The sequence below is a fragment of the Streptomyces sp. NPDC001204 genome (assembly GCF_053598035.1).
The window spans coordinates 73600-96002 of sequence record NZ_JBSFJL010000035.1 but is presented as its reverse complement, the minus strand read 5'-3'; the positions used below and the strand labels follow the sequence as shown (position 1 = coordinate 96002).

Annotated in this window: 24 protein-coding genes and 1 pseudogene; 7 read left to right on the top strand and 18 right to left on the bottom strand. The window is 71.3% G+C overall.

All coding sequences use genetic code 11. The features are described from left to right. Nucleotides 1–41: 41 nt before the first annotated feature. Both ACWC91_RS34455 and ACWC91_RS34450 read right to left on the bottom strand, forming a co-directional pair. A complete protein-coding gene (locus ACWC91_RS34455; protein ID WP_450644053.1) occupies nucleotides 42–1793 on the bottom strand; it encodes a protein kinase domain-containing protein in 1752 nt (583 codons plus the stop codon). A 44-nt stretch (nucleotides 1794–1837) separates the two neighbouring features. Further along, nucleotides 1838–2686: a menaquinone biosynthetic enzyme MqnA/MqnD family protein gene (locus tag ACWC91_RS34450; protein WP_141359491.1), complete on the bottom strand. Its 849-nt coding sequence runs from the start codon at nucleotides 2684–2686 to the stop codon at nucleotides 1838–1840. Nucleotides 2687–3045: 359 nt separating this feature from the next. Here ACWC91_RS34450 and ACWC91_RS34445 point away from each other — a divergent pair, with 359 nt between their 5' ends. After that, a complete protein-coding gene (locus ACWC91_RS34445) occupies nucleotides 3046–3249 on the top strand; it encodes a cold-shock protein (RefSeq protein WP_004984723.1) in 204 nt (67 codons plus the stop codon). A 257-nt stretch (nucleotides 3250–3506) separates the two neighbouring features. Here the strand turns inward: ACWC91_RS34445 and ACWC91_RS34440 are convergent, their stop codons facing one another. Beyond that, entirely contained in the window at nucleotides 3507–5471 is a 1965-nt protein-coding gene (locus ACWC91_RS34440) for an AMP-dependent synthetase/ligase (protein WP_450644051.1), read from the bottom strand. 319 nt (nucleotides 5472–5790) lie between these two features. On the opposite strand from ACWC91_RS34440, the gene ACWC91_RS34435 reads away from it, so the two are divergent. Beyond that, nucleotides 5791–6633 carry a MaoC family dehydratase gene (locus tag ACWC91_RS34435; RefSeq protein WP_450644055.1) on the top strand — a complete coding sequence of 281 codons (843 nt, stop codon included), beginning with the start codon at nucleotides 5791–5793 and terminating at the stop codon, nucleotides 6631–6633. Here the strand turns inward: ACWC91_RS34435 and ACWC91_RS34430 are convergent. From ACWC91_RS34430 to ACWC91_RS34390, 9 genes and pseudogenes are all read right to left on the bottom strand, one after another. After that, nucleotides 6626–7295: pseudogene (locus ACWC91_RS34430) on the bottom strand (TetR/AcrR family transcriptional regulator). The gene ACWC91_RS34435 and the pseudogene ACWC91_RS34430 overlap by 8 nt on opposite strands. Before the next feature lie 69 nt (nucleotides 7296–7364). Then, nucleotides 7365–7688, bottom strand: a complete 324-nt coding sequence (locus ACWC91_RS34425) for a DUF4229 domain-containing protein (RefSeq protein ID WP_225078096.1) — start codon at nucleotides 7686–7688, stop codon at nucleotides 7365–7367. A 102-nt stretch (nucleotides 7689–7790) separates the two neighbouring features. Continuing rightward, nucleotides 7791–8315 carry a GNAT family N-acetyltransferase gene (locus ACWC91_RS34420; protein WP_225078097.1) on the bottom strand — a complete coding sequence of 175 codons (525 nt, stop codon included), beginning with the start codon at nucleotides 8313–8315 and terminating at the stop codon, nucleotides 7791–7793. A gap of 16 nt (nucleotides 8316–8331) precedes the next feature. Then, nucleotides 8332–8982, bottom strand: coding sequence for a UdgX family uracil-DNA binding protein (locus ACWC91_RS34415; RefSeq protein ID WP_450726180.1), 651 nt, complete (start codon nucleotides 8980–8982; stop codon nucleotides 8332–8334). Nucleotides 8983–9049: 67 nt separating this feature from the next. Next, on the bottom strand, nucleotides 9050–10213 hold the full coding sequence (mqnE, locus tag ACWC91_RS34410) for an aminofutalosine synthase MqnE (RefSeq protein ID WP_225078099.1): 1164 nt from the start codon (nucleotides 10211–10213) through the stop codon (nucleotides 9050–9052). Between the two features lie 90 nt (nucleotides 10214–10303). Next, nucleotides 10304–10759 (bottom strand): Lrp/AsnC family transcriptional regulator, encoded by a 456-nt coding sequence (locus tag ACWC91_RS34405; RefSeq protein ID WP_141366372.1) that lies wholly within the window; start codon nucleotides 10757–10759, stop codon nucleotides 10304–10306. Between the two features lie 100 nt (nucleotides 10760–10859). Next, nucleotides 10860–11531 (bottom strand): UbiX family flavin prenyltransferase, encoded by a 672-nt coding sequence (locus ACWC91_RS34400; protein ID WP_450643972.1) that lies wholly within the window; start codon nucleotides 11529–11531, stop codon nucleotides 10860–10862. 45 nt (nucleotides 11532–11576) lie between these two features. Further along, entirely contained in the window at nucleotides 11577–12479 is a 903-nt protein-coding gene (gene mqnP, locus ACWC91_RS34395; RefSeq protein WP_450643973.1) for a menaquinone biosynthesis prenyltransferase MqnP, read from the bottom strand. Then, nucleotides 12476–13933, bottom strand: a complete 1458-nt coding sequence (locus tag ACWC91_RS34390; protein WP_225078102.1) for a menaquinone biosynthesis decarboxylase — start codon at nucleotides 13931–13933, stop codon at nucleotides 12476–12478. Before ACWC91_RS34390 ends, mqnP begins: the two co-directional genes overlap by 4 nt. 87 nt (nucleotides 13934–14020) lie before the next feature. Here ACWC91_RS34390 and ACWC91_RS34385 point away from each other — a divergent pair, with 87 nt between their 5' ends. The 4 genes from ACWC91_RS34385 to ACWC91_RS34370 all read left to right on the top strand — a co-directional run bounded on the left by ACWC91_RS34385 (nucleotide 14021) and on the right by ACWC91_RS34370 (nucleotide 15988). After that, nucleotides 14021–14413, top strand: coding sequence for a PLD nuclease N-terminal domain-containing protein (locus ACWC91_RS34385; protein WP_376505696.1), 393 nt, complete (start codon nucleotides 14021–14023; stop codon nucleotides 14411–14413). A 151-nt stretch (nucleotides 14414–14564) separates the two neighbouring features. Next, nucleotides 14565–15164 carry a DUF6232 family protein gene (locus ACWC91_RS34380; protein WP_450643974.1) on the top strand — a complete coding sequence of 200 codons (600 nt, stop codon included), beginning with the start codon at nucleotides 14565–14567 and terminating at the stop codon, nucleotides 15162–15164. Then, nucleotides 15161–15517: a hypothetical protein gene (locus ACWC91_RS34375; RefSeq protein ID WP_225078105.1), complete on the top strand. Its 357-nt coding sequence runs from the start codon at nucleotides 15161–15163 to the stop codon at nucleotides 15515–15517. The genes ACWC91_RS34380 and ACWC91_RS34375 overlap by 4 nt, the downstream gene beginning before the upstream one ends. A 156-nt stretch (nucleotides 15518–15673) precedes the next feature. Next, nucleotides 15674–15988, top strand: a complete 315-nt coding sequence (locus tag ACWC91_RS34370; RefSeq protein WP_450643975.1) for a hypothetical protein — start codon at nucleotides 15674–15676, stop codon at nucleotides 15986–15988. 260 nt (nucleotides 15989–16248) lie between these two features. On the opposite strand, the gene ACWC91_RS34365 is transcribed toward ACWC91_RS34370, so the two are convergent. After that, complete coding sequence (locus ACWC91_RS34365; protein ID WP_225078106.1) at nucleotides 16249–17016, bottom strand: CDP-alcohol phosphatidyltransferase family protein; 768 nt, start codon at nucleotides 17014–17016, stop codon at nucleotides 16249–16251. Nucleotides 17017–17156: 140 nt separating this feature from the next. Between ACWC91_RS34365 and ACWC91_RS34360 the strand changes: the two genes are divergently transcribed. Then, nucleotides 17157–17606 carry a nucleoside deaminase gene (locus ACWC91_RS34360; protein WP_225078107.1) on the top strand — a complete coding sequence of 150 codons (450 nt, stop codon included), beginning with the start codon at nucleotides 17157–17159 and terminating at the stop codon, nucleotides 17604–17606. On the opposite strand, the gene ACWC91_RS34355 is transcribed toward ACWC91_RS34360, so the two are convergent. The 5 genes from ACWC91_RS34355 to ACWC91_RS34335 are packed head-to-tail and all read right to left on the bottom strand — an operon-like array spanning nucleotide 17560 to nucleotide 22350. Continuing rightward, nucleotides 17560–17994, bottom strand: coding sequence for an SRPBCC domain-containing protein (locus ACWC91_RS34355; protein ID WP_225078108.1), 435 nt, complete (start codon nucleotides 17992–17994; stop codon nucleotides 17560–17562). The genes ACWC91_RS34360 and ACWC91_RS34355 overlap by 47 nt on opposite strands. A 25-nt stretch (nucleotides 17995–18019) precedes the next feature. Continuing rightward, nucleotides 18020–19123 (bottom strand): c-type cytochrome biogenesis protein CcsB, encoded by a 1104-nt coding sequence (ccsB, locus tag ACWC91_RS34350; protein ID WP_225078109.1) that lies wholly within the window; start codon nucleotides 19121–19123, stop codon nucleotides 18020–18022. Further along, nucleotides 19120–20913, bottom strand: coding sequence for a cytochrome c biogenesis protein ResB (resB, locus tag ACWC91_RS34345; RefSeq protein ID WP_450643976.1), 1794 nt, complete (start codon nucleotides 20911–20913; stop codon nucleotides 19120–19122). Before resB ends, ccsB begins: the two co-directional genes overlap by 4 nt. Nucleotides 20914–20916: 3 nt before the next feature. Next, a complete protein-coding gene (locus ACWC91_RS34340; protein ID WP_281156494.1) occupies nucleotides 20917–21678 on the bottom strand; it encodes a cytochrome c biogenesis CcdA family protein in 762 nt (253 codons plus the stop codon). Between the two features lie 6 nt (nucleotides 21679–21684). Beyond that, a complete protein-coding gene (locus ACWC91_RS34335; RefSeq protein ID WP_225078112.1) occupies nucleotides 21685–22350 on the bottom strand; it encodes a TlpA family protein disulfide reductase in 666 nt (221 codons plus the stop codon). Nucleotides 22351–22403: the final 53 nt, after the last annotated feature.

The following is a 22403-nucleotide window of genomic DNA, read 5'->3' as shown; positions in this document are numbered from 1 at the left end:
CCGCAAACGGGGAGATTTGCTGGATCCGCCCTTTTCTGGGGCTACTTGGCCCTCGACAACCGCGCCACCGGATCCCCCTCCGCCGAGCTTTCCGCCGTGTACTTGAGGTCGTCGTCGACCGGGGTGAGGCGGACCGTGTGCGGGGCGGGGTTGCAGCCCGCGTGGTTGGTCTTGGCGCCGCGGGAGACGGCGACCAGCTGGGTGTTCGTCACCTGTTTCAGGGTGAGTACGTCGTCGCAGACGCCGCCGAGCTGGTCCGTCTGGCGGAGGGTGCCCAGTTCCCGGCCCACGGCGGCCTGGTGGACGGTCAGCCGGAAGTCGCCGAGGGGCAGGGTGCCGTCGAGGGCGGTGCCCTGACCCTCCCAGGTGCCGAGGTAGCGGGCGGGGACGGGCGAGGCGGTGGCGGTCGGCCCGGTGGAACGGTGGTCGCCGCCCGCGGTGGCGGCCGGTGTCGGTGCCCCGCCGGCGCTGTCGCCGAGGTCGTCCCGGAACGGGAACAGCCACAGCGAACCGACGGTCACCGCCGCCAGCGCGCCCGCGACCGCGAGGACCACGGTGCAGCTCAGGCGGCGGCCCCGGCCGTCGGCGCCGGGCGCCGCCTTGCCCGCCACGGTGACGGAGAACCTGCCGGGACCGGCCGGCACGGTGGTCCCCCGCGGGGGCGCGTCCTGCGGCTCGGCGTGGGTGGGGGGCGCCACGGCTCCCATGTCCGCGGCTCTCATGTCCGCAGCTCCCATGGCCGCGGCTCCCATGAGGGGTGGCGGGCCGAACGCGCCGCCGGGTACGGCTTCCGTGGGCCGCGGGGGCTCACCGGTGGCGACCGGGGCGGGGCCCGGCACCGAGACTCGGCTGAACCCCAGCGGACCGGACGACGGCTGAGATGGCGGTTCCGCCGCCGTCGCCTCCAGGTTGAGCAGCGACACCGCGCTGCGGCTGACCTGTTCGACCAGGCGGGACGGGAGCCAGCCGGCCGCGACCAGGAGGGAGGCGCCCTCGGGGGCGAGGCGGCGTGCCACCTCGCCCGGGCCGGGCCGGGCACCGGGGTCCTTGGCCAGGCAGGCCACCGCCAGGTCCCGCAAGTCCCCTGCCAGAGAGCCCAGTTCGGGTTCCTCGTGGACGACCTTGTACAGCAGGGCCGCCGAGGAGTCGCCCGGGAACGGGGGCTCGCCCGTCGCGGCGTGCACCAGCACCGCGCCCAGGGAGAAGACGTCCGCCGCGCCCGTGACGCCCTTGCCGAGGATCTGCTCGGGCGACATGTAGCCGGGCGAGCCGACCGAGACACCGGTCGAGGTCAGGGACGCGGTGCCGTCGGTGGCGCGGGCGATGCCGAAGTCGATGAGCAGCGGGCCGTCGAGGGTGAGCAGCACGTTGGACGGCTTCACGTCCCGGTGCACCAGGCCCAGTTCGTGCACCGCCGCCAGCGCCTCGGCCAGGACCGCCCCCAGCGCCCGTACGGAGTGCCCGGGCAGCGGGCCGGCGTCCGCGATCGCGGCGGCCAGGGAGGGGCCGGCCGCGTAGGCGGTGGCCACCCACGGCACCGGGGCCTCGGGGTCGGCGTCCAGGACCGGCGCGGTCCAGGCGCCGCCCACCCGGCGCGCGGCCTCGACCTCGCGGCGGAACCGGGCGCGGAACTCCTCGTCGAGCGCGAAGTGCGGGTGCACGATCTTCACCGCGACGGTGCGGCCGCCCGCGCTGCGGCCCAGGTAGACACGGCCCATGCCGCCGGAGCCCAGCCGGCCGAGCAGCCGGTAGGGACCCACGGTGGCGGGCTCGTCTGCTTCGAGCGGCTGCATGGCGTCCTCCCCCTCCCCCGTACGCCTCACAGCAGGGTAGTGCGCTACGGCCGCAGCAGCTCCACCTTCACGTCCGCCGGGAAGCCGGTCGTCGGGCCGACGCGCCGCGCGAACTCGGCCACGGCGGCGAGCTGCGGGTCGCCGAAGCTGAAGTCGAGGGTGGTGAAGTACCGCTCCAGGACCTCCTGGTCGAAGGCCTCCCAGCGGGCCGCCTGCTCGGCGACCTTGGTGACCTCCTCCAGGGACAGGTTGCGGGAGGCCAGGAAGGCCTCGTGCACCTTGCCGGTGATGTCAGGCTCGCGCTCGAGGTAGTCGCGCCGCGCCGCCCAGATCGCGAAGACGAACGGCAGTCCCGTCCACTCCTTCCACAGCTGCCCGAGGTCGTGCACCTCGAGTCCGTAGCGCGGGCCGTCGTGGAGGTTGGCGCGCAGGGCGGCGTCTCCGATGAGCACCGCCGCCTCCGCCTCCTGCATCATCAGGCTGAGGTCGGGCGGGCAGGTGTAGTAGTCGGGGGCCACCCCGTACCGCTCGGCCAGCAGCAGCTGGGCGAGGCGGACGGAGGTCCGGGAGGTCGACCCGAGGGCGACCCGGGCGCCGTCGAGCCGGTCCAGCGGGACCTGCGAGACGATCACGCACGACATCACCGGTCCGTCGCAGCCGACGGCGATGTCGGGAAAGGCGACCAGGTCGTCCGCGTGCTTGAGGAACTCGACGAGGGTGATCGGCCCGATGTCGAGTTCTCCCCGCACGAGCCGCTCGCTGAGCTTCTCCGGGGTGTCCTTCGTCAGCTCGAAGTCGAGGAGCGTGCCGGTTCTCGCGAGCCCCCAGTACAGGGGCAGGCAGTTGAGGAACTGGATGTGGCCGACGCGCGGCCGGGTGCGAGAATTGTCCACATCGTGAGGCTAGACCCTGGGCGGCGCCGTCCCCCCGCCGCCCCTGCCGCCGCCCCCGGGGACCCCGATTGGCGGAGTCCCCGCCATCCTCCTGTGAGGCCCTGTCGATCTCACTGCGTCAACCTCTCACCCGAGCCTTCAAACATCCGAGTGAAGTGATCTTGACCTCTATTGCATTCGGCAGCCCGCATGCTAGGCTCGCCAGCAAGTTGCAGTTTGGTTTCCCTTGCAGTACAGAGCCTGCGGAGCATGTGACCGCGGGCTCTGGTCGTTTTCAGACGTATGCAGTTGTGCGGCGATTTCGTTATCACACTTGCAGGTTCTGGAGCAGGGCGACCCTTTGAGCCCAAGGAGGGCTTATGGCTACCGGAACCGTGAAGTGGTTCAACGCCGAAAAGGGCTTTGGTTTCATCGCCCAGGAAGGCGGCGGCCCCGACGTCTTCGTCCACTACTCCGCAATCAACGCGACCGGTTTCCGCTCTCTCGAAGAGAACCAGCAGGTGAGCTTCGACGTCACCCAGGGTCCGAAGGGCCCGCAGGCGGAGAACGTCACCCCGGTCTGAGCGTTCGCGCGCAGTATCCGTTCTGAGTGCAGTACCCAAGGAGCCCCGCGCCGTCAGGCGACGGGGCTCCTGCCTTTTCCCGGCCGGCGCGTCCGGATTCCGGACATACCGCCCGGTGAATTCCCGGCGAACTCTTTTCGAGGCATCGCCGGCCGTCCCGGAAATGAATGGCGCGCCGCCCCGGAGACGACCGGAGCAAGGCAAAGGCCGCGGCGGCCGTGAGGGGGGCGCCGCGGCGGTTCGCACCATTGCGGACGCTACGCGTACAAGCCCTCCACCTCTTGTGCGAAGTCGCGCAGGATCGCCTCCCGGCGGAGCTTCATCGTCGGGGTCAGGTGGCCTTCCCCTTCCGTGAAGTCCACGGGTAGGACGGCGAAGCGGCGGATGGACTCCGGGCGGGAGACGAGTTTGTTCGCCTCGTTCACGGCACGTTGCAGCACCGCCGCCAACTCGGGGTCGTCGACGAGGTGTTCGGCGGGGACGGGGTGCCTGCCGTTCATCTGCCGCCAGTGGGCGATGCCTTCGGGGTCCAGGGTGATCAGGGCGGAGATGTAGGGGCGGCGGTCGCCCAGCACCATGCACTGGGAGATCAGCGGGTGGGCGCGAAGCCAGTTCTCCAGGGGGGCCGGGGCGACGTTCTTGCCGCCCGCGGTGATCAGGATCTCCTTCTTCCGGCCCGTGATCGTCAGGTAGCCGTCGTCGTCCAGGCGGCCGATGTCGCCCGTCGGGAACCAGCCGTCGTGCGTCGCCGGCACCACCCCGCCCGCGTGCGGGTTCCAGTAGCCGCGCAGGACCTGGCCCCCGGCCAGCAGCACCTCGCCGTCCGCCGCGATGCGCACCCGCGTGCCCGGCAGCGGCCAGCCGACCGTGCCCAGACGGGGTTTCTGCGGCGGCGTGACCGTGGCCGCGCCCGTCGACTCGGTCAGGCCGTAGCCCTCGTAGACCTCGACGCCGGCGCCCTCGTAGAACGCGGCCAGGGGGCGGCCCAGCGGGGAGCCGCCGCAGATGAGATAGCGCAGGCGGCCGCCGAGGGCGGCCCGGATACGGCGGTAGAGGAGGACGTCGTAGAAGGCGCGGGCCGTCCTCAGGGCGCGGCTGGGGCCGGGGCCCGTACCATGCCGGCGGGCCTCGGCCGCCTCGCCGTAGCGGCGGGCCACGTCGGCCGCGCGGTCGAAGGACGACGCCCGGCCGCCGCGCTCGGCGGTGGCGCGCGCGTTGTTGTAGACCTTCTCCAGCATGTACGGGATGGCCAGCAGGAACGTCGGCCGGAAGCTCGCCAGGTCCTCCAGCAGGTCCTCCGACTTCAGGCTCGGCGCGTGGCCCAGCCGGACGCCCGCGCGGACGCAGGCGACCGCGACCATACGGCCGAAGACGTGGGAGAGGGGCAGGAAGAGCAGCGTCGCGGCCTCCTCCGACGTCCTCGCCTTGAAGGCCGGGTAGAGGACCTCGATGGCGTTGTCGACCTCCGCCAGGAAGTTGCCGTGGCTCAGCGCGCAGCCCTTGGGGTGGCCGGTCGTGCCCGAGGTGTAGATCAGGGTGGCGAGCGTGTCGGGTCCCAGGACGCCCCGGCGCACGGTGACCTCCTGGTCCGGGACGTCCGCGCCGCTCTCCGCCAGGCGGTCGAGGTGGCCCTTCTCCATGACCCACACATGGCGCAGGTCCATCAGGCGATCGCGTTCCGGGCCGAGGGCCGCCGCCTGCCGGGCCTTCTCCGTCACCAGGGCGACCGCGCCGGAGTCCTGGAGGATCCAGCGGGTCTGGAAGACGGAGGACGTGGGGTAGACGGGGACCGTGACCAGACCGGCGGCCCAGGCGGCGAAGTCCAGCAGGGTCCACTCGTACTTCGTGCGCGCCATGACCGCGATCCGGTCGCCCGGCGCCAGGCCCGCCGCGATCAGGCCCTTGGCCATCGCCAGTACCTGGTCGGCGAACTGCGCGGCGGTCAGATGCGTCCAGCCGCCGTCGGCGTCCCGGCGGCTGACGACCTGGCGACCGGGGTCGGCGGCCGCGTTCTCGAACGGCAGGTCGGCCAGCGAGCCGTGCGTCACCGGCGGCACCAGCGGGGGGACGTACGCCTCGCGCACCTCGCCGTCCAGCCGGCGGGTCTGCGGCGGCACGAACGCCGGGACCGCGTCGGGGTCGTAGTCGAACCCCGACGCGGGGGACGGGGCCGGGCCGTGGGACGACGAGGACGGGGACGAGTACGAGTACGAGAGAGGCATGGCGGCTCCTGGGGCTTGCAGCTGCGCGCTGCTCTGCTGCACGTGGTACGCGCTGCGCTTACCGAGTCGTTCACCGGTGGTGCGCATCTTGGGGTGTTACCGCCGGTTGCAAACCGGATCGTACGGGGCCGGGATGGGGAGTTCGTGCGGGTTCGGGAAGGGTCCGGAGACGGTCCGGGGCAGGGCTGCGCGCTGCTCGGTCTCCGGACGTCCACGCCCCGACGTAGCCTTACCTCCGGTAACCTTACTTTCGGACGAGTGAGGTGAGCCTGTGGGGAGAGGGGACTTGGCCGACCGCTTCACGGGCTTCGCCCGCACCGTGTCCGCGCCGGACGTCCGCCTGGTGCCGGCTCTGGCCCGTGGCGCCCTGCGCTCCCCCTTCAAACGGGCCCGCCCTGACGCCCCCGTCCCCCGCACCCGGCTCGTGCTGCCCTCCGTCCGCGTCGACCTCGCGCGGCTGGCCGCCTACGAGCGGGTGTGCGGCTTCGCGACCGGCGACGACGCGCTGCCGATCACCTATCCGCACGTGCTCGGCTTCCCGGCGGCCATGAGCCTGATGAGCGGCGGGGACTTCCCGCTGCCGCTGCTCGGGCTGGTGCACACCTCGGTCGACATCACCCGGCACACCGTCCTGCCCGCCACGGGCGTGTACGAACTTGCCGTGCACGTCGCCGGGTTGGCACCGCACCGGCGCGGCACGGAGGCCGCCGTCGTCACCGTGCTGAGGGCGGCGGACGGAGACGTCGTATGGGAGTCGACGAGCACGTACCTGGCCCGCCACCGCACCGAGAGGCCCGCACCCGAGAGCGCGCGGCGGGAACGCGAACCCCTGCCCGCCGTCGCCGAGTGGCGCCTCGGAGCGGACGTGGGGCGGCGCTACGCGGCCGCCTCCGGTGACCGCAACCCGATCCACCTCCACCCGCTCACCGCCCGCCTGTTCGGCTTCCCGCGGGCGATCGCACACGGCATGTGGACCGTCGCCCGCTGCCTCGCCGCCCACGGCGCCCCCGAAGCCGCCCTGGTACGGGCGGAGTTCGGATCCCCGGTGCTGCTGCCGGGCACGGTCGTCCACGCCGCCGACGGCATCGGCCGCTTCGAGCTGCGCGATCCCGCCGGGCAGCGGGTCCACCTGAGGGGCGCGGTGCTTGCGCCGCTCACGTGAGTGCGGTCGGCGCGGTGAGATCGCCGGCGAGCGGGGTCCAGGGCCGGTCCTCCATGAGGTCGCCCAGGCTCGCCCGCGCGAAGTTCATCAGGGTCGCCGCCGCTCGGCGGGCCGGGACGCCCGGGGGGGCGTTGGCCCAACCGGCGAGGGACTCGGCGGCGCCGACCAGGGCCTCGGCGAGCCCGGCGACCTCGCGCTCCGGCAGACCGGGTCGCGGTGGGCCTCACGGGCGGCGACGAGGATCAACCGGGTGACGAACTCCACGATCTCCGCGCGCATCGCGGCGATCCCGGCCGCGAACGGCGCCCCGTTCGTACGGGCCTGAAGGCGGAGCACCACCCAGCCCTCCGGGTGCCGCGCGGTGTGCGTGAAGAACACCCGCAGACCTGCCCAGAGTTGACGGTCGGCGGGCAGCCCGGGCGGACTCCGGAGCGGACCGCCTCGGTCAGGGCGGCGGCCTCGCGGCGGATGCAGGTGGTGAAGAGGGATTCCTTGGAGTTCAGGTACATACAGACCAACGGGTTGGAGACGCCCGCCGGTTCGGCTGTCTCGTCCATCGACGCGGCGGTGTGGCGGAGCCGCCCGAAGATCTGGACGGCGGCGTCGAGCATCCGCCGCTCGCGCACCGCTCTCGGCATCCGCCTGGTCCTCACGGCATCCATGAGGACAAGCCCGCGGTTCAGGAACCGGCCCAATGGCGGCGCGGACGCCGCACCGGCCGGATCAGGACGTCAGGACGCCTGCCCCTGAGCCTGCTCCCGGGGCTGCGCCTGCTCCCGAGCCCGGTCGTCGGCGAGGTCCTCCTGGCCCGCGTTGGCCTCGAAGTTCGCCTTCATGCGGTCCACCCGCTCGGACACCTGCACCGACGCCCGGTCGCGCTCCTTGCGCAGGACGACGAAGCTGATCGGGGCCGAGATCACCAGGGCGAGCGTGACGATCCACAGCCCGTTGGAGCTGCCGAGGCCGCGCGGGGCCACACCGGAGTAGACGAGGCCCCAGACGACCACGAGGCAGCCCACGAAGATCCCGAGGCGCATCAGCGTGTAGCGGAGCATCTCAATCCACTCTTCCGTTCCGAAGGTTCCCAAAGGGGCACCGTCCAGTGAAGCACGCCGGACGCCGGATCACGCAAGGGGGTGCCAAGGACCGGTAAAGCCTCAGGTCAGCGGCAGAAGCATGATCACGTCGTCCCGCTCGTCGCCCGGCTCCACCCGGATGGCGCCGGGCACCCGCCCGACCTCCTTGTAGCCGCAGGAGGCGTAGAACCGCTCCAGGCCGAGCCCGCCCCGGCAGGTGAGCCGGATCGCGTCGATGCCCGGGAAGCCGCCGGCCGCGTCCGCGGCGGCCGCCAGCAGGTCCCGTCCGTAGCCCCGGCCCTGGTGGCGCGGGTGCACCATCACCGTGTAGAGCCAGAGCCAGTGCGTCATCAGCCGGTGGGTGTTGAAGGTCAGGAAGGCGGTGGCGGCGACCCGGCCCTCCTCGTCGTGGCCGACCAGCAGCCGGGCGCGGCCCTCGGTCAGCGCGAGGAACTGCTTGACCAGTTCCGGGCGTATCTCCTCCCGCGTCGCGGGCGGCACGAAGCCGACCGCTCCGCCGGCGTTCGTGACATCGGTCCACAGGTCGAGGATGCCGTCGCGCAGGGCGGGGTCGACGGAAGGATCAAGGGTGAAAGTAAGGGGCATTGGGCGATGGTATCTATTACATCAGGGCGCGCGCAGCCACTCTCAGGTCGGAGACCAGCCCCCGGTACGCGGCCTCCCGGTCGTCCGCGCGCAGCACGGACGAGGGGTGCACGGTCGGCACCAGCCGCTCCCGGCGCCCGTGGATCTCCTCCTCCAGCACCGTCCCGCGCACTTCGGTCACCCGGAACGAGGAGCCCAGCAGGGCCTTCCCGGCCGTCGCGCCCAGGACCACGATCAGCTCGGGCTCCACGAGCCTGAGCTCGGCCGCCAGCCAGGGCCCGCACGCCGCCGTCTCGCGCAGGCTCGGCGCCTTGTGGATACGGCGCTTGCCGGGCCCGGACCGGGTGAACTTGAAGTGCTTGACCGCGTTGGTGACATACGTCCCACCCGGGTCGATGCCCGCCTCGGCCAGCGCCCGGTCCAGCACCTTCCCGGCGGGCCCGACGAACGGCCGGCCCCGCCGGTCCTCCTGGTCCCCGGGCTGCTCGCCGACGAGCATGACCCGGGCGCCGGTGTCCCCGGCGCCGAACACGGTCCGCGTGGCGTCCCGGTGCAGCGGGCAGCCCCGGCAGCCCGCCGCCGCCTCGCGCAGGGCGGCCAGGTCCGCGTGCTCGGGCACGAAGGGCGCGGCGGTGTAGGCGTCCTCGGGCGCCTTCGCGGTGGCCATGCCGGACGGGTACCCGCCCGGCCGGCGACGTCACGGGGGCATCACGGGGTGCGCGGAACGCGCGGGCTCACACCCTCATCGGCTGCGGCGACTCGCGGCGCGCCGGGTCCGGGCCCTCGTACTCCCGGATGATCTCGTAGCGCGTGTTGCGCTCCACCGGGCGGAAGCCGGCGTCGCGGATCAGGTCCAGCAGGTCCTCGCGGGTCAGCTTGTTCGGGGTGCCGTAGTTGTCCGCGTCGTGCGTGATCTTGTACTCGACCACCGAGCCGTCCATGTCGTCCGCGCCGTGCTGGAGGGCGAGCTGAGCGGTCTGCACGCCGTGCATCACCCAGAACACCTTGACGTGCGGGACGTTGTCGAAGAGCAGCCGCGAGACGGCGAAGGTCTTCAGCGCCTCCGCGCCCGTCGCCATGGTGGTACGGGCCTGGAGACGATTGCGGACCTTGCCGTCCTGCATGTCGACGAAGTCGTGCTGGTAGCGCAGCGGGATGAAGACCTGGAACCCGCCGGTCTCGTCCTGGAGTTCACGCAGCCGCAGCACGTGGTCCACGCGGTGGCGGGGCTCCTCGATGTGCCCGTAGAGCATGGTGCACGGGGTCTTCAGACCCTTCTCGTGCGCCAGCCGGTGGATGCGCGACCAGTCCTCCCAGTGGGTGCGGTGGTCGACGATGTGCTGCCGGACCTCCCAGTCGAAGATCTCCGCGCCGCCGCCGGTCAGGGACTCCAGACCGGCGTCGATCAGCTCGTCGAGGATCTCGGAGGCGGACAGCCCGGAGATCGTCTCGAAGTGGTGGATCTCGGTGGCCGTGAACGCCTTCAGCGACACGTCCGGCAGCGCGGCCTTCAACTCGCGCAGGGAACGCGGGTAGTAGCGCCACGGCAGGTTCGGGTGCAGGCCGTTGACGATGTGCAGCTCGGTGAGGTTCTCCGACTCCATCGCCTTGGCCAGCTTCACGGCCTCCTCGATGCGCATGGTGTACGCGTCCTTCTCGCCCGGCTTGCGCTGGAAGGAGCAGTACGCGCAGGACGCGGTGCACACGTTCGTCATGTTGAGGTGCCGGTTGACGTTGAAGTGCACCACGTCGCCGTTCTTGCGGGTGCGCACCTCGTGGGCGAGACCGCCGAGCCACGCCAGGTCGTCCGACTCGTACAGCGCGATGCCGTCCTCACGGGTCAGGCGGACGCCCGCCCTGACCTTCTCCTCCAGCTCGCGCTTGAGCCCGACGTCCATGCCTCTACCTCTTTCCTGAAGACTGCGACCACCGTACTCCCCCACCTTCCGGGCGAGGGTGCCCCCAAACGGCGCTCCGCGCCTGAAGGATCAGACCTCCTCGGGCAGCTCACCCACCCGGTTCTCCCACTTCGTGGACAGCACGATGGTGGTACGGGTCCGGGAGACGCCCTTCGTCCCGGACAGCCGCCGGATGATGCTCTCCAGCCCGTCGACGTCCGAGGCGCGGACCTTGAGCATGAAGGAGTCGTCGCCGGCGATGAACCAGCAGTCCTCGATCTCGGAGAGGTCCTTCAGCCGCTGCGCCACGTCCTCGTGGTCGGCGGCGTCGGAGAGCGAGATGCCGATCAGGGCGGTGACGCCGAGACCGAGCGAGGCGGCGTCCACGGTGGCGCGGTAGCCGGTGATGACACCGGCCGCCTCCAGCCGGTTGATGCGGTCGGTGACGCTCGGTCCCGACAGGCCGACGAGGCGCCCCAGCTCCGCGTATGAGGCCCGGCCGTTCTCCCTCAGGGCCTGGATGAGCTGCCTGTCCACCGCGTCCATGCGATCGAAGCCTTCCACTGAAGAGATCCGACGAGAGATCTGAAGAAAGTTCCTGAAGTGTCGAGTGGTACTGGTACTGCTGGAGAGCGCCGCCCGACGCTCACGCGGGCCGGGAGCCGCCCAGTTCGCCCTCCCAGCGACGGTAGAGACGGTGGGGCACGCCCACCGCGTCCAGGGCCCGGCCGGCGACGAAGTCCACGAGGTGCTGGATGTGCGTCGCCCCGGCGTAGAAGGCGGGCGAGGCGGGCAGGACGGTGGCGCCCGCGTCGTCCAGTGCCACCAGGTGCCGCAGCGTCCGGCCGTTCAGCGGGGTCTCCCGTACGGCCACGACCAGCGGCCTGCCCTCCTTGAGGGTCACGCTCGCCGCCCGTTGCAGCAGATCCTTGGACAGCCCGAGGGCGACGCCCGCCACACAGGCCGTCGAGGCGGGCACGATCAGCATGCCCTTCGCCGGGTACGACCCCGAGGACGGACCGGCCGCCAGGTCACCGGCGCTCCAGTGCCGCACCCCGGCGATGTCCACGTCGAACGTGCCGGGCTTGCCGTCGGCGCCCAGGGACAGCCATTCACGCAGGTCGTCCCCCCAGTGGGCGTCCCGGAAGGAGATGCCGGTCTCGTCGAGCAGGGTGAGCCGCGAGGCCCGGCTGACCACCAGGTCGACGCTCTGTCCGGCGTCGAGCAGCGCACGCAGCACAGCGGCCGCATACGGCGTGCCGGACGCTCCGGACACCCCCACGATCCAAGGCGCGCGCCGCGTTTCTCCTGGCTTCATGTGTCGAGCCTATCCGTCAGCGCTCATGATCCAAACCGCGAGGGATCAGACCGTGAGACCGCGCACCAGCAGATCCAGCAGCGCGCACACGAAAAGGGCGATACCGATGAACCCGTTGACGCTGAAGAACGCCCGGTTGAGGCGGGACAGGTCGTGCGGACGGACGATCGTGTGCTCGTAGACGAAGGCGCCCGCGACGACGACCAGGCCCAGCCAGAAGAAGGAGCCGGCGCCGGTGGCGACCGCGTACCAGACGAACAGCGCGGTGGTGACGAAGTGGCAGGCCCTCGCTCCCCAAATGGCGGCGGGGACGCCGAAGCGGGCCGGCACCGACTTCACGCCGATCTCGCGGTCGGTCTCCACGTCCTGGCAGGCGTAGATGAGGTCGAAGCCGCCGATCCAGATGCCGACGGCCAGGCCCAGGATCACCGCCTCCCAGGACCAGTTGCCGGAGATCGCCAGCCAGCCGCCGATCGGGCCCATCGCCTGGGCCAGGCCCAGGATGGCCTGCGGGAAGTTCGTGAACCGCTTGCCGTAGGGGTAGACCACCATCGGGATCACCGCCATGGGGGCGAGGGCCAGGCAGAGCGGGTTGAGCAGGGCCGCGGCCGCCAGGAACACGACGAGCGCGATGAGCGCGCCCGTCCAGGCGTGCCGCACCGACATCGCGCCGGTCACCAGCTCGCGCTGCGCGGTGCGCGGGTTACGGGCGTCGATCTCACGGTCGATGATCCGGTTGACGGCCATCGCGAACGTGCGCAGCCCCACCATCGCCACGGTGACGAGCAGCAGCCTGCCCCAGTGGATGGTCCTGTCCCAGTCGTACATCGCGGTCAGGGAGGCGATGTAGGCGAAGGGCAGCGCGAAGATCGAGTGCTCGATCATCACCAGGCGCAGGAAGGCCTTGGTGCGTCCCGGCTGAGGGATCGCGGCAGACGCCGAGCTCACAGGCCGTACTCCTTCCAACGGCGGTCCACCAGGGCGGCCGTGTCGGGGTCCGAGAGGACCATCTCCGGCCACCCGCCGTCCCGCGTGTAGCCCTCCTCGGGCAGCTTCTTCGTCGCGTCGATGCCCGCCTTGCCGCCCCAGAACTGCTGGTAGGAGGCGTGGTCGAGGTGGTCGACGGGGCCTTCCACGACCGTGAGGTCGCGGGCGTAGTCCGTGTTGCCGAGGGCCCGCCAGGCGACCTCGTGCAGATCGTGCACGTCGCAGTCGGAGTCGACGACCACGATCAGCTTGGTCAGCGACATCATGTGTGCCCCCCAGATGGCGTGCATCACCTTCTGGGCGTGCTTGGGGTACTTCTTGTCGATCGAGACGATCGCGCAGTTGTGGAAGCCGCCCGCCTCGGGCAGGTGGTAGTCCACGATGTCCGGGACGATGATCTTCAGCAGGGGCAGGAAGAAGCGCTCGGTGGCACGGCCGAGCGGACCGTCCTCCGTCGGGGGGCGGCCCACGACGATCGACTGGAGCAGGGGCCGCTTGCGCATCGTCACGCAGTCGATGGTCAGCGCCGGGAAGGGCTCCTGCGGGGTGTAGAAGCCGGTGTGGTCGCCGAACGGCCCCTCGGGCAGCATCTCGCCCGGCTCCAGCCAGCCCTCCAGGACGACCTCGGCGTTCGCCGGGACCTGGAGCGGGACGGTCTTGCAGTCGACCATCTCGATCCGCCTGCCCGCGATGAACCCGGCGAACAGGTACTCGTCGATGTCGCCGGGAAGGGGCGCGGTCGACGCGTACGTCACGGCCGGGGGGCAGCCGAAGGCGATCGCCACCGGCAGCCGCTCCCCGCGCCGGGCGGCGACCTGGTAGTGGTTGCGGCTGTCCTTGTGGATCTGCCAGTGCATGCCGATGGTGCGCTTGTCGTGGCGCTGGAGGCGGTACAGCCCGAGGTTGCGGACGCCGCTCTCCGGGTCCTTGGTGTGAGTGAGTCCCAGGTTGAAGAAGGAGCCGCCGTCCTGGGGCCAGGTGAAGAGGGCAGGCAGGGCGTCGAGGTCGACGTCGTCGCCGTGCAGGACCACCTCCTGCACGGGGGCGTTGTCCGACTTCACCTTCTTCGGCGGCACGTGCGTCATCGCGCCGAGCTTGCCGAACGCCTCGCGCACGCCCACGAAGCCGTGCGGCAGCTCGGGCCGCAGCAGCCCGCCGATCCTGTCGGAGATCTCGCCGTACGACTTCAGGCCGAGGGCCTTCAGCAGCCGCCGGTCGGTCCCGAAGACGTTCATGGCCAGGGGCATCGCGGAGCCGCGCACGTTCTCGAAGAGCAGTGCGGGGCCGCCCGACTTCTGTACCCGGTCGACGATCTCACCGACCTCCAGATACGGGTCGACCTCGGCCTTGATGCGCTTGAGGTCTCCCTCGCGCTCCAGCGCCCTGAGCAGGGAACGAAGATCGTCGTACGCCATGGGGTCCAGTATCCCCGAGCGGCTACCCTGGCCCCGTCACGGGGCCGGTGCTGGGCCCCTCCACCGCTTTCCAGGGGGCTTTCCGACATGCTCAGGGTGCTGCTGTACTACGTCGTGCCGCTGGCGCTGATGATCTTCGCGTTCATCGACTGCCTGAACACCCCCGAGGACGAGGCGAAGCACCTTCCCAAGGTCGCCTGGGTCTTCATCATCCTGCTCTTCCCGATCGTCGGCTCGATCGTCTGGCTCGCCGCGGGCAAGGACCGCCGCCCTCCGGCGAACGGCCGCACGCCCTCGGAGTGGCACCGCAACCAGCGGCTCGACTACGTCGCCCCGGACGACAACCCCGCGTTCCTGAAGTCCCTCGCCGAGGAGAACAAGAAGGACGAGGACCTGCTCAAGAACTGGGAGGCCGATCTGCGCCGCCGCGAGGAGGAACTGCGCCGCAAGGAAAACGGCGAGGAGCCGCAGAGCAGCTGAGGCGCCGCCGGGGCGACGAGCCGTCCCAGTTCGCCAACTCTCCACATACGCCACACAGTTGACGGTCAATACCGGCTTGCACCCAGGACACGGTACGGAGTTAATGGTCCTCACTCAGTAACGGGGCACCAGCCGTACTCCAGGGGGACCGATGGACAGAGCCGAACCGCCGGGGCACTTCGACATCCCGCCGCCGCCCGCCGTCCCGCCCTCTCTGCGGGCCATCGAACTGCGGGTCGGCAAAAGGCTGCTGTGGGTGGGCGGAGCGGCCTATCCGCTGCGGAACATCACACGGGTGCACACCCTGACCATCACGCCCAGGCGCAAGGACGCCACGCTGCTCTTCCTCAAGCGCCTGGCGATCATCCTGTCGGTGGCGTTCGCCCTCACGATCCTGGGCGGCATCACGAGCATCGCCAGCCAGGACGCGGCCGGCGGGATCGTCATGTTCGTCTGGATCGGTGCCGCGGCCGCACTCGTCGTCAGCGCGGTGGAGCTGCTGTCCGTCCTGTCGGCGACCGACCAGTACGTCCTGGCCGTCGAGACGTCCGGCCCGTCCGTCGCGGTGGTGACCAGCGGCCAACGGGAGCAACTGGACGGGCTCGTCGGCAGCATCGTCCACGCGATCGAGAATCCCGAGACGGAGTTCCAGGTGCGGGTGGACAGCCTCATGGTCAATCCCAGGAGCTACTACTTCGGCGACAACGTGAACATGTTCGGCGGCACCGGCAACGTGGGGATCAGCACATGAGCGGGGACAACTACTACTTCGGCGACAACGTGAACATGCACGGGGGCCAGGGCAACACCGGCATCGTCAAGAACCAGGCGCCGCTCGCCGGCGCGACGGCCGCGTCCTCCGAACTCGAAACGGCGGTGCGGGAGCTGCTCCAGCACCTGGCGGAGCTGCGCGAGAGCGTGCCGTCGGCCAGCGCCCGGACCATCGACGACTCCGTACCGGACATCACCGCCGATCCCGCCGCGCCGCCGCAGGAGCGGCACCGGGCGCTGATGGCCGTCGCCGGCATCGCCGCGACGGTCGGGACCGTGGGCCGGCCTGTGGTCGAGGCGGTCAACCGCATCCTGGGGCTGCTGGGCGCGTAGCGCCCCGGAGCGCCGGTGTGCCGGCACACGTCCGCGGTCTCCCGGGGCGGCCGGCCCGAGGGACGGACCGGGGTGGTGCATGACGGACCAGAACGGTCCCGGCGGGCTCCGGGTCGGGCTCGCCGGTACGCTGCTCGCCGCCTGATCGGGGCCAGAGTGACCGTGACCGAGGCGCTGATGGGCCCGGCGGCCGGTTCCGGCGGCGGCGCGGCCGGTCCCGGGCCGGGCTCCTCGACCGCCGCGTCCGGCACGGACGCCGTGCCACCCGGCGGCCGGTTCCGGCGGTACATCGCCGCCCGCCTCCTCCACACCGGCGGACACACCGTCGCCCACCTCGCACGACCCCTCGCCCGGCCCGCCGGAGAAGCCGCGTACGTGGTCGGCGCCGCCGCCCGCGCCCCGGGTCCGGGCCCGTCGGCACGGCCCCCTCGTGCCCGTCGCCCGGCGGGGTCCCGGTCCACCGACGTGTAGCCGGTGCGCCGCGCTCCTCGGCAGCGAAGCGCGTCCAGGCTGACGGCGACCGCCGATTTCCTGTGCCTCGGTCCGCCGGACAGGCCTAGGTCCTGTCGTCAAATTCCCGCCTGCCCCGCGACGCCTGGCACGCACTCCCGCCACACCGGGCGAAAGCCCAAGTACGTCCAGTACGAGGACTTCCGCCCGGCACGCCGAGAGCACGCACCAGACGCCGCGGAGCCGCCCTTCGCGCGACGACGGGAATTTGACGACGGGACCTAGCGCAGCCGGGACGACGACAGGATCGACAGCAGGTGGGCCGGGACCATCACCCAGGTGATGGCGGCGAGGGCGATCAGCGCCCAGCGGGTGACGTCGGCGCCGCCGGTGACGGTGTCGCCGACGGCCGCGGCCAGCAGGAGCAGGGACGCCTCGATGCCGTTGGTCACCCGGTGGATCTTGAACGCGGCGGCCAGCCGGCGCACGGTGGCCACGCCCTGCGAGCGCGGCCGGGTCGACTCGTCGTCGGCGACGGCCAGTCCGCGCCGGGCCCGGGCCACGTCGACCAGGTCGGTGGAGGCCTTCAGCAGGACCACGCCGAGGGCGGTCGCCAGGCCCAGCGACACCCAGCCGCCGAAGCCGGACCGGGCCGCGTGGAAGCCGGCGCCCACCATCAGGGCGGCGTCCGCGAGGTAGGCGCCGAGCCGGTCGACGTAGATGCCGGCCGCGCTGTTCTGGCCCTTCCAGCGGGCGACCTCGCCGTCCACGCAGTCGAAGAGGAGGAACAGCTGCATCAGCACGACGGCCAGGACGGCCCCGGTCAGGCCCGGGATCAGCAGCGCGGCGCCGGAGGCCGTCCCGCACACCACCATGGTCCAGGTCAGCTGGTCCGGGGTCACCGGGGTGCGCACCAGCTGCCGGGTGAACCGCAGCGAGATCCTCCGCATGTACAGGCGGCCCGCCCAGTGCTCGCCGTTGCGGCTCGCCAGTTTCGCCTGCGGCTGGCAGACGTCCCGCAGCTCCTCCAGAACCGGAGCAGCGACCATGACCGTTCCCTCCCACCCACCGGGGCCAACTGCCGCGCGTGCGGCGATGATCGAGTCAGGGTACAGAGTGCGGCGCGCGCGGTTTCCGGGGGCGGGCGCCGGCCGTTGCCGTACGGCGCGCGCGTCAGCACAGTGAGGGCATGGATCAGGAACAGGCACGCTCATGGCTCGCCACCGCCCTCGCCGAGGCCCGCGCCGGGCTGGCGGAAGGGGGCATCCCCATCGGAGCCGCGCTCTACGGAGCCGACGGCACCCTGCTCGGCCGCGGCCGCAACCGTCGCGTCCAGGACGACGATCCCTCGATGCACGCGGAGACGGCCGCGTTCCGCGCCGCGGGACGGCAGCGCTCGTACCGCGGTACGACGATGGTGACGACCCTCTCGCCCTGCTGGTACTGCAGCGGCCTGGTCCGTCAGTTCGGCATCTCGCGGGTGGTGGTCGGTGAGGCGGCCACGTTCCGGGGCGGGCACGGCTGGCTCGCGGAGCACGGTGTGGAGATCGTGGTCCTGGACGACGCGGAGTGCGTCGCGTTGATGCGGGACTTCACCGGGAGGCATCCGGATCTGTGGAGCGAGGACATTGGCGAGTAACCACTTCGATCAGGTGTTCGAAGCGGGCCCGCCAGCGCGGCTCCGACTCCGTCTCGCCCCGGAACTCGTGGGTGAAGCGGAGCACGGAGCCGTCCGCGCCGTCGCGCTCCAGGTGGAAGCGGATGCGGCCGCCGCCCTCCACGGTGTACTCGGCGACCCGGTCCACGTCCCACGCGGTGATCCGCCCGCTGCCGAGACCGCGCAGGCTCACCGCGCCGCCGAGCCGGGGCTCCAGCTCGTCGGCGCCGGTGAACCAGCGCGCGAGGCCCTCCGGTGTGGTCAGCTCCGGCCAGACCTGCTCCATGGGTCTGGGGAGCCGCACCAGGAAGGTGAGGAGGTGCGTGTTCCCGTGGATCCGGCTGGTGCCCTGTTCGATGGAACCGGTCATGACACCAGTGTCGCCGAGGGGCCGGTCAGACGCCCGAGTACGAGTGCTTGCCGCTGACGAAGATGTTCACGCCGTAGTAGTTGAAGAGCCAGCAGCCGAACGCGATCAGCGCGATGTAGGCGGCCTTGCGGCCCTTCCAGCCGGCCGTGGAGCGGGCGTGCAGGTAGCAGGCGTAGGCGACCCAGGTGATGAAGGACCAGGTCTCCTTGGGGTCCCAGCCCCAGTAGCGGCCCCAGGCGGACTCGGCCCAGATCGCGCCCGCGATGATCGTGAACGTCCACAGCGGGAAGACGGCGGCGTTGATGCGGTAGGAGAACTTGTCCAGGGACGCCGAGGCCGGCAGCCGCTCCAGGACGGAGGTCGCGAAGCGGCCGGGCTTCCCGCCGGAGGCCAGCTTGTTCTCGTAGGAGTCCTTGAACAGGTACAGCAGGGTGCCGACCGCGCCGACGTAGAAGACCGCGCCGCAGAAGATCGCGGTGGAGACGTGGATGTACAGCCAGTACGAGTGCAGGGCCGGGACCAGCTGGTCGCTCGCCGTGTAGAGCACGGTGACCGCGAGGCCGAGGTCGAGCAGGACGGTGGTGGTCAGGAACAGGCCGAGCCAGCGCACGTTCTTCTTCAGCGCGAGCAGCAGCAGGTAGACGCCGACCGCGACCGTGGAGAAGGTGATGTTGAACTCGTACATGTTGCCCCACGGCGCCCGCTGCACGGAGGCCGCGCGGGCGATCACGCCACCGAGCGCGAGGAGGAAGCCGAGGACGCTGAGGGACACCGCGATCCGGCCGTACAGGTCGCCCTTCTCGTCCCCGCCGTGCGCGCCGGGCCCGTCGGGCACGTCGCGGGCGCCGGCGGCGGACCGTACGACCACCTTGGGGCGCTCCAGCACGGCGGTGCCCCCGGCGGACTTCACGGTCACCGCCGGGCCCTGCGCCTTGGCCGCGCCGTCCTTGGCGGTCAGCGCGGCGGCCGTGCGCGCCACCTTGCTGCGGCTGCCGAAGAGCCACTCGGTGATGTACGCGAAGAAGGCCAGGGTGTAGACGGCCATCGCGGAGTAGATCAGCGTGTTGCTGATGTTGGCCAGGTTCTCGTTGGTCGCCGTGGCGAGCTCTGTTGCGGCGGCGAGAGTCACTTCTCCTCAGCCCCTTCGGCGGGTACGGGGGTGCCGGCGTCCGGCTCCCGGTCGGGGTCGGCGTCGGCCTGCGCGGGCGCCTTGTCGTGGACGAGGACGGCCAGGTCGCCGAGCTCCTCGGGGAGTTTCGCGGACTCGCTGCGGCCCAGGCCCGCCATCTCGACGACGGTCACGCCGTCAGCGCCCCGCACGGCGCGCACCCAGACGCGGCGGCGCTGGATGAACAGGGAGCCGGCCAGTCCGGCGATGGCGGCGAGCGCGCCGGTGAGCGCCCAGCCGGTGCCGGGCTGCTGCACGATCTGGAAGCCGGCCCACTCCTTGATGTCCTTGTCGAAGGTGATGGAGCCGGCGCCGTTCGGCAGCGTCATGGTCTCGCCGGGCAGCAGCCGGGCGGCCACGGGGTTGCCCTTGGCGTCCTTGAACTGCTTGAGGTTCGGGTTCTTGGTGTCGAGCTGGTAGACGTTCTGCGGGACACCCGCGTCGACGCCCAGGTCGCCGTGGTAGCCGGTCAGCGCGAGGACGGGGAAGTCCAGCGCCGGGAACTGGGAGAACATCGTGCCCTTGCCGGCACCGGCGAAGGTCGGCACGAAGAACGCGGAGAAGCCGAGCTGCTCAGTCTTGCCCTGGGCGTTCTTGTAGCCGTCGAGCACCTTGATCGCGCCCTGCGAGGTGACGTTGGAGTCCACCGGCAGCAGCGGCACGGCCTGGTGGTAGACCACGTGGCCCTTGCCGTCCCGGACGGTGACGGTGGGGGCGTAGCCGTGGCTGACGAGGTAGACCCGGGCGTCGTCGACGCTCAGCGGGTGGTTGGGCGAGACGCCGGCCTTCTGCTCCTTGCCGTGGGCGCCCACGCTGTAGGTGATGTCCGCCCGGTACACGCGCGGCGTGCCCTTCTGCGGGCCGGTGCGCTCGTAGGTGCCGGTGAACTTCTTCAGGTTGAAGCTGAAGGGCACCAGGTCGTCGTCGTTGAAGAGGTTGCCGGACTTGAAGTCGTCGTACTGGGTGAGGGTGTTGGCGAAGCCGTCGCCCTCGACGATCAGCTTGTTGCCCTCGGTCTTGTACAACTGGCCCCAGGCGAAGGCGATCAGCATCACGATCAGCGCGATGTGGAAGACGAGGTTGCCGGCCTCGCGCAGGTAGCCCTTCTCGGCGGCGACGGCGTCACCGTCGGAAAGGGCGCGGAAGCGGCGCTGCTTGAGGATCTTCAGCGCGGCCCCGCGGACCTCCTCGGGGGCGGCGGCGGTGCGCCAGGTGGTGTACGCGGGCAGCCGGTCCAGCCGCTTGGGGGCGCCCGGCGGGCGGCCGCGCAGCTGGCCCACGAACTGCCAGGTGCGGGGCACGATGCAGCCGATGAGGGAGACGAACAGCAGGATGTAGATCGCGGAGAACCACACCGAGCTGTAGACGTGGAACAGGCCGAGCTTGTCGTAGACGGGTGCGAGCGTCGTGTGCGCCTGCCTGAAGTTCTCGACCTTCAGCGCGTCGGTGCCGCTCTGCGGGATCAGCGAGCCGGGGACGGCGCCGAGGGAGAGCAGGAACAGCAGCATCAGCGCGACGCGCATGGAGGTGAGCTGCCGCCAGAACCAGCGGGCCCAGCCGACGGTCTCCCGCCAGGTCCAGGCGAGCCGGCCGGCCAGTCCGGGCGCCCGGTTGCCGCCGAAGGAGCCGGGGACGGACGTCTCGGCGGGGGCGGTGGACAGCTGGGACCCGGCGGCGCCGAGGTCGTCGTCGCCGGGCGGCACCACCACCGGGGTCTCGTCGTCCGTCGTACTGGTTGGCGTCTTGCTCATGGATCAGATCCCCACAGTGAAGCCGGTGGACCACGTCTGCATTTCCTGCACCAGCCGGTCCCAGGCGCCGGTCAGCAGCAGAACGCCGGTCACGATCATCATCGTGCCGCCGACGCGCATCACCCAGACATAGTGGCGCTTGACCCAGCCGAAGGCTCCCAGCGCCTTGCGGAAGGCGATCGCGGTGAGCACGAACGGGATGCCGAGGCCCGCGCAGTAGGCGACGGTCAGCAGGGCGCCGCGCCCGGCGCTGGCCTGGGCGGAGGAGAGCGCCACCACGGAGGCGAGGGTCGGGCCGATGCACGGGGTCCAGCCGACTCCGAACAGGGCCCCGAGCACGGGTGCGCCCAGCAGGCCCGTGGTGGGGCGCATGTGGAAGCGGAACTCACGCTGGGTCAGCCAGGGCATCAGGCCCATGAAGAAGACGCCCATGAGGATCATGAGCACGCCCAGCACCTTGGACAGGGCGCCCTTGTAGTCCTGGAGGGTCTGCCCGAAGAACCCGAACAGCGCCCCGCCGGAGACGAAGACCACGGTGAAGCCGAGCACGAAGAGGGCGGCGCCGACGGCCATCCGCCCGCGCCGGGCCTCGGCCAGGTCCGTGCCGGTGACCCCGGTCACATAGGAGAGGTAACCGGGGACGAGCGGCAGGACACAGGGGGAGAAGAACGAGACGAGTCCGCCGAGTACGGCGACGGGCAGCGCGAGCAGGAGGGCTCCGCTGAACACCGTCTGATTGGGATCAGTGGCTGCGGCCAGTAGCACGACGGCTCACTTCTCCGCGACGACCGGGTCGAGCATCTTGCGCAGCTTGTCCTCGCTGAGTGCCTGGAGGGCGCGCGCGGCGATCTTCCCGTCCCGGTCGACGATGATCGTGGTGGGGATCATCTGCGGGTTCAGGGTGCCCTTCTGGAAGCGGAGCATGAGCTTGCCGGTCGGGTCGTACAGGCTCGGGTACGACACGTCGAACTGCTTCTCGAACGCCAGGGCCGGCTGGGTGCTGGTGTCGCGCGTGTTGATGCCGACGAACTGCACGCCCTTGCCGGCGGTGTCCTTGGCCACCTTCGCCAGGTTGGGCGCCTCGGCGCGGCACGGCGAGCACCAGGAGCCCCAGACGTTCAGGACGACGACCTTGCCCTTGTAGGCGCCCATGTCGAGCTGCTTGCCCTCGAGGGTCTTGCCGGACAGGTCGGGGGCGGGCTTGCGGTCGCCCTTCGGCACGGTCGCGATGCCGTCGGCGCCGGTGATGAAGTTGGTGTTGCCCGAGCCTCCGGAGGTGCCGCCGGAGCCGCAGGCGGACAGGGCGAATGCCAGTGCGGCGCCCCCGGCGGCGAGCAGGGCGGCGCGGCCACGGACACGGCTCGAACGCGTGCGGTGCGGACGGGGCGTGCGGTTCGCCCGGTTCGAGCACTGGGGGGCACGACTGACGGCACTCATGTGAAAAGTTTCGCATGCCCCTTCCGGGGATCTTGCGCACCCCCCTCACGGCC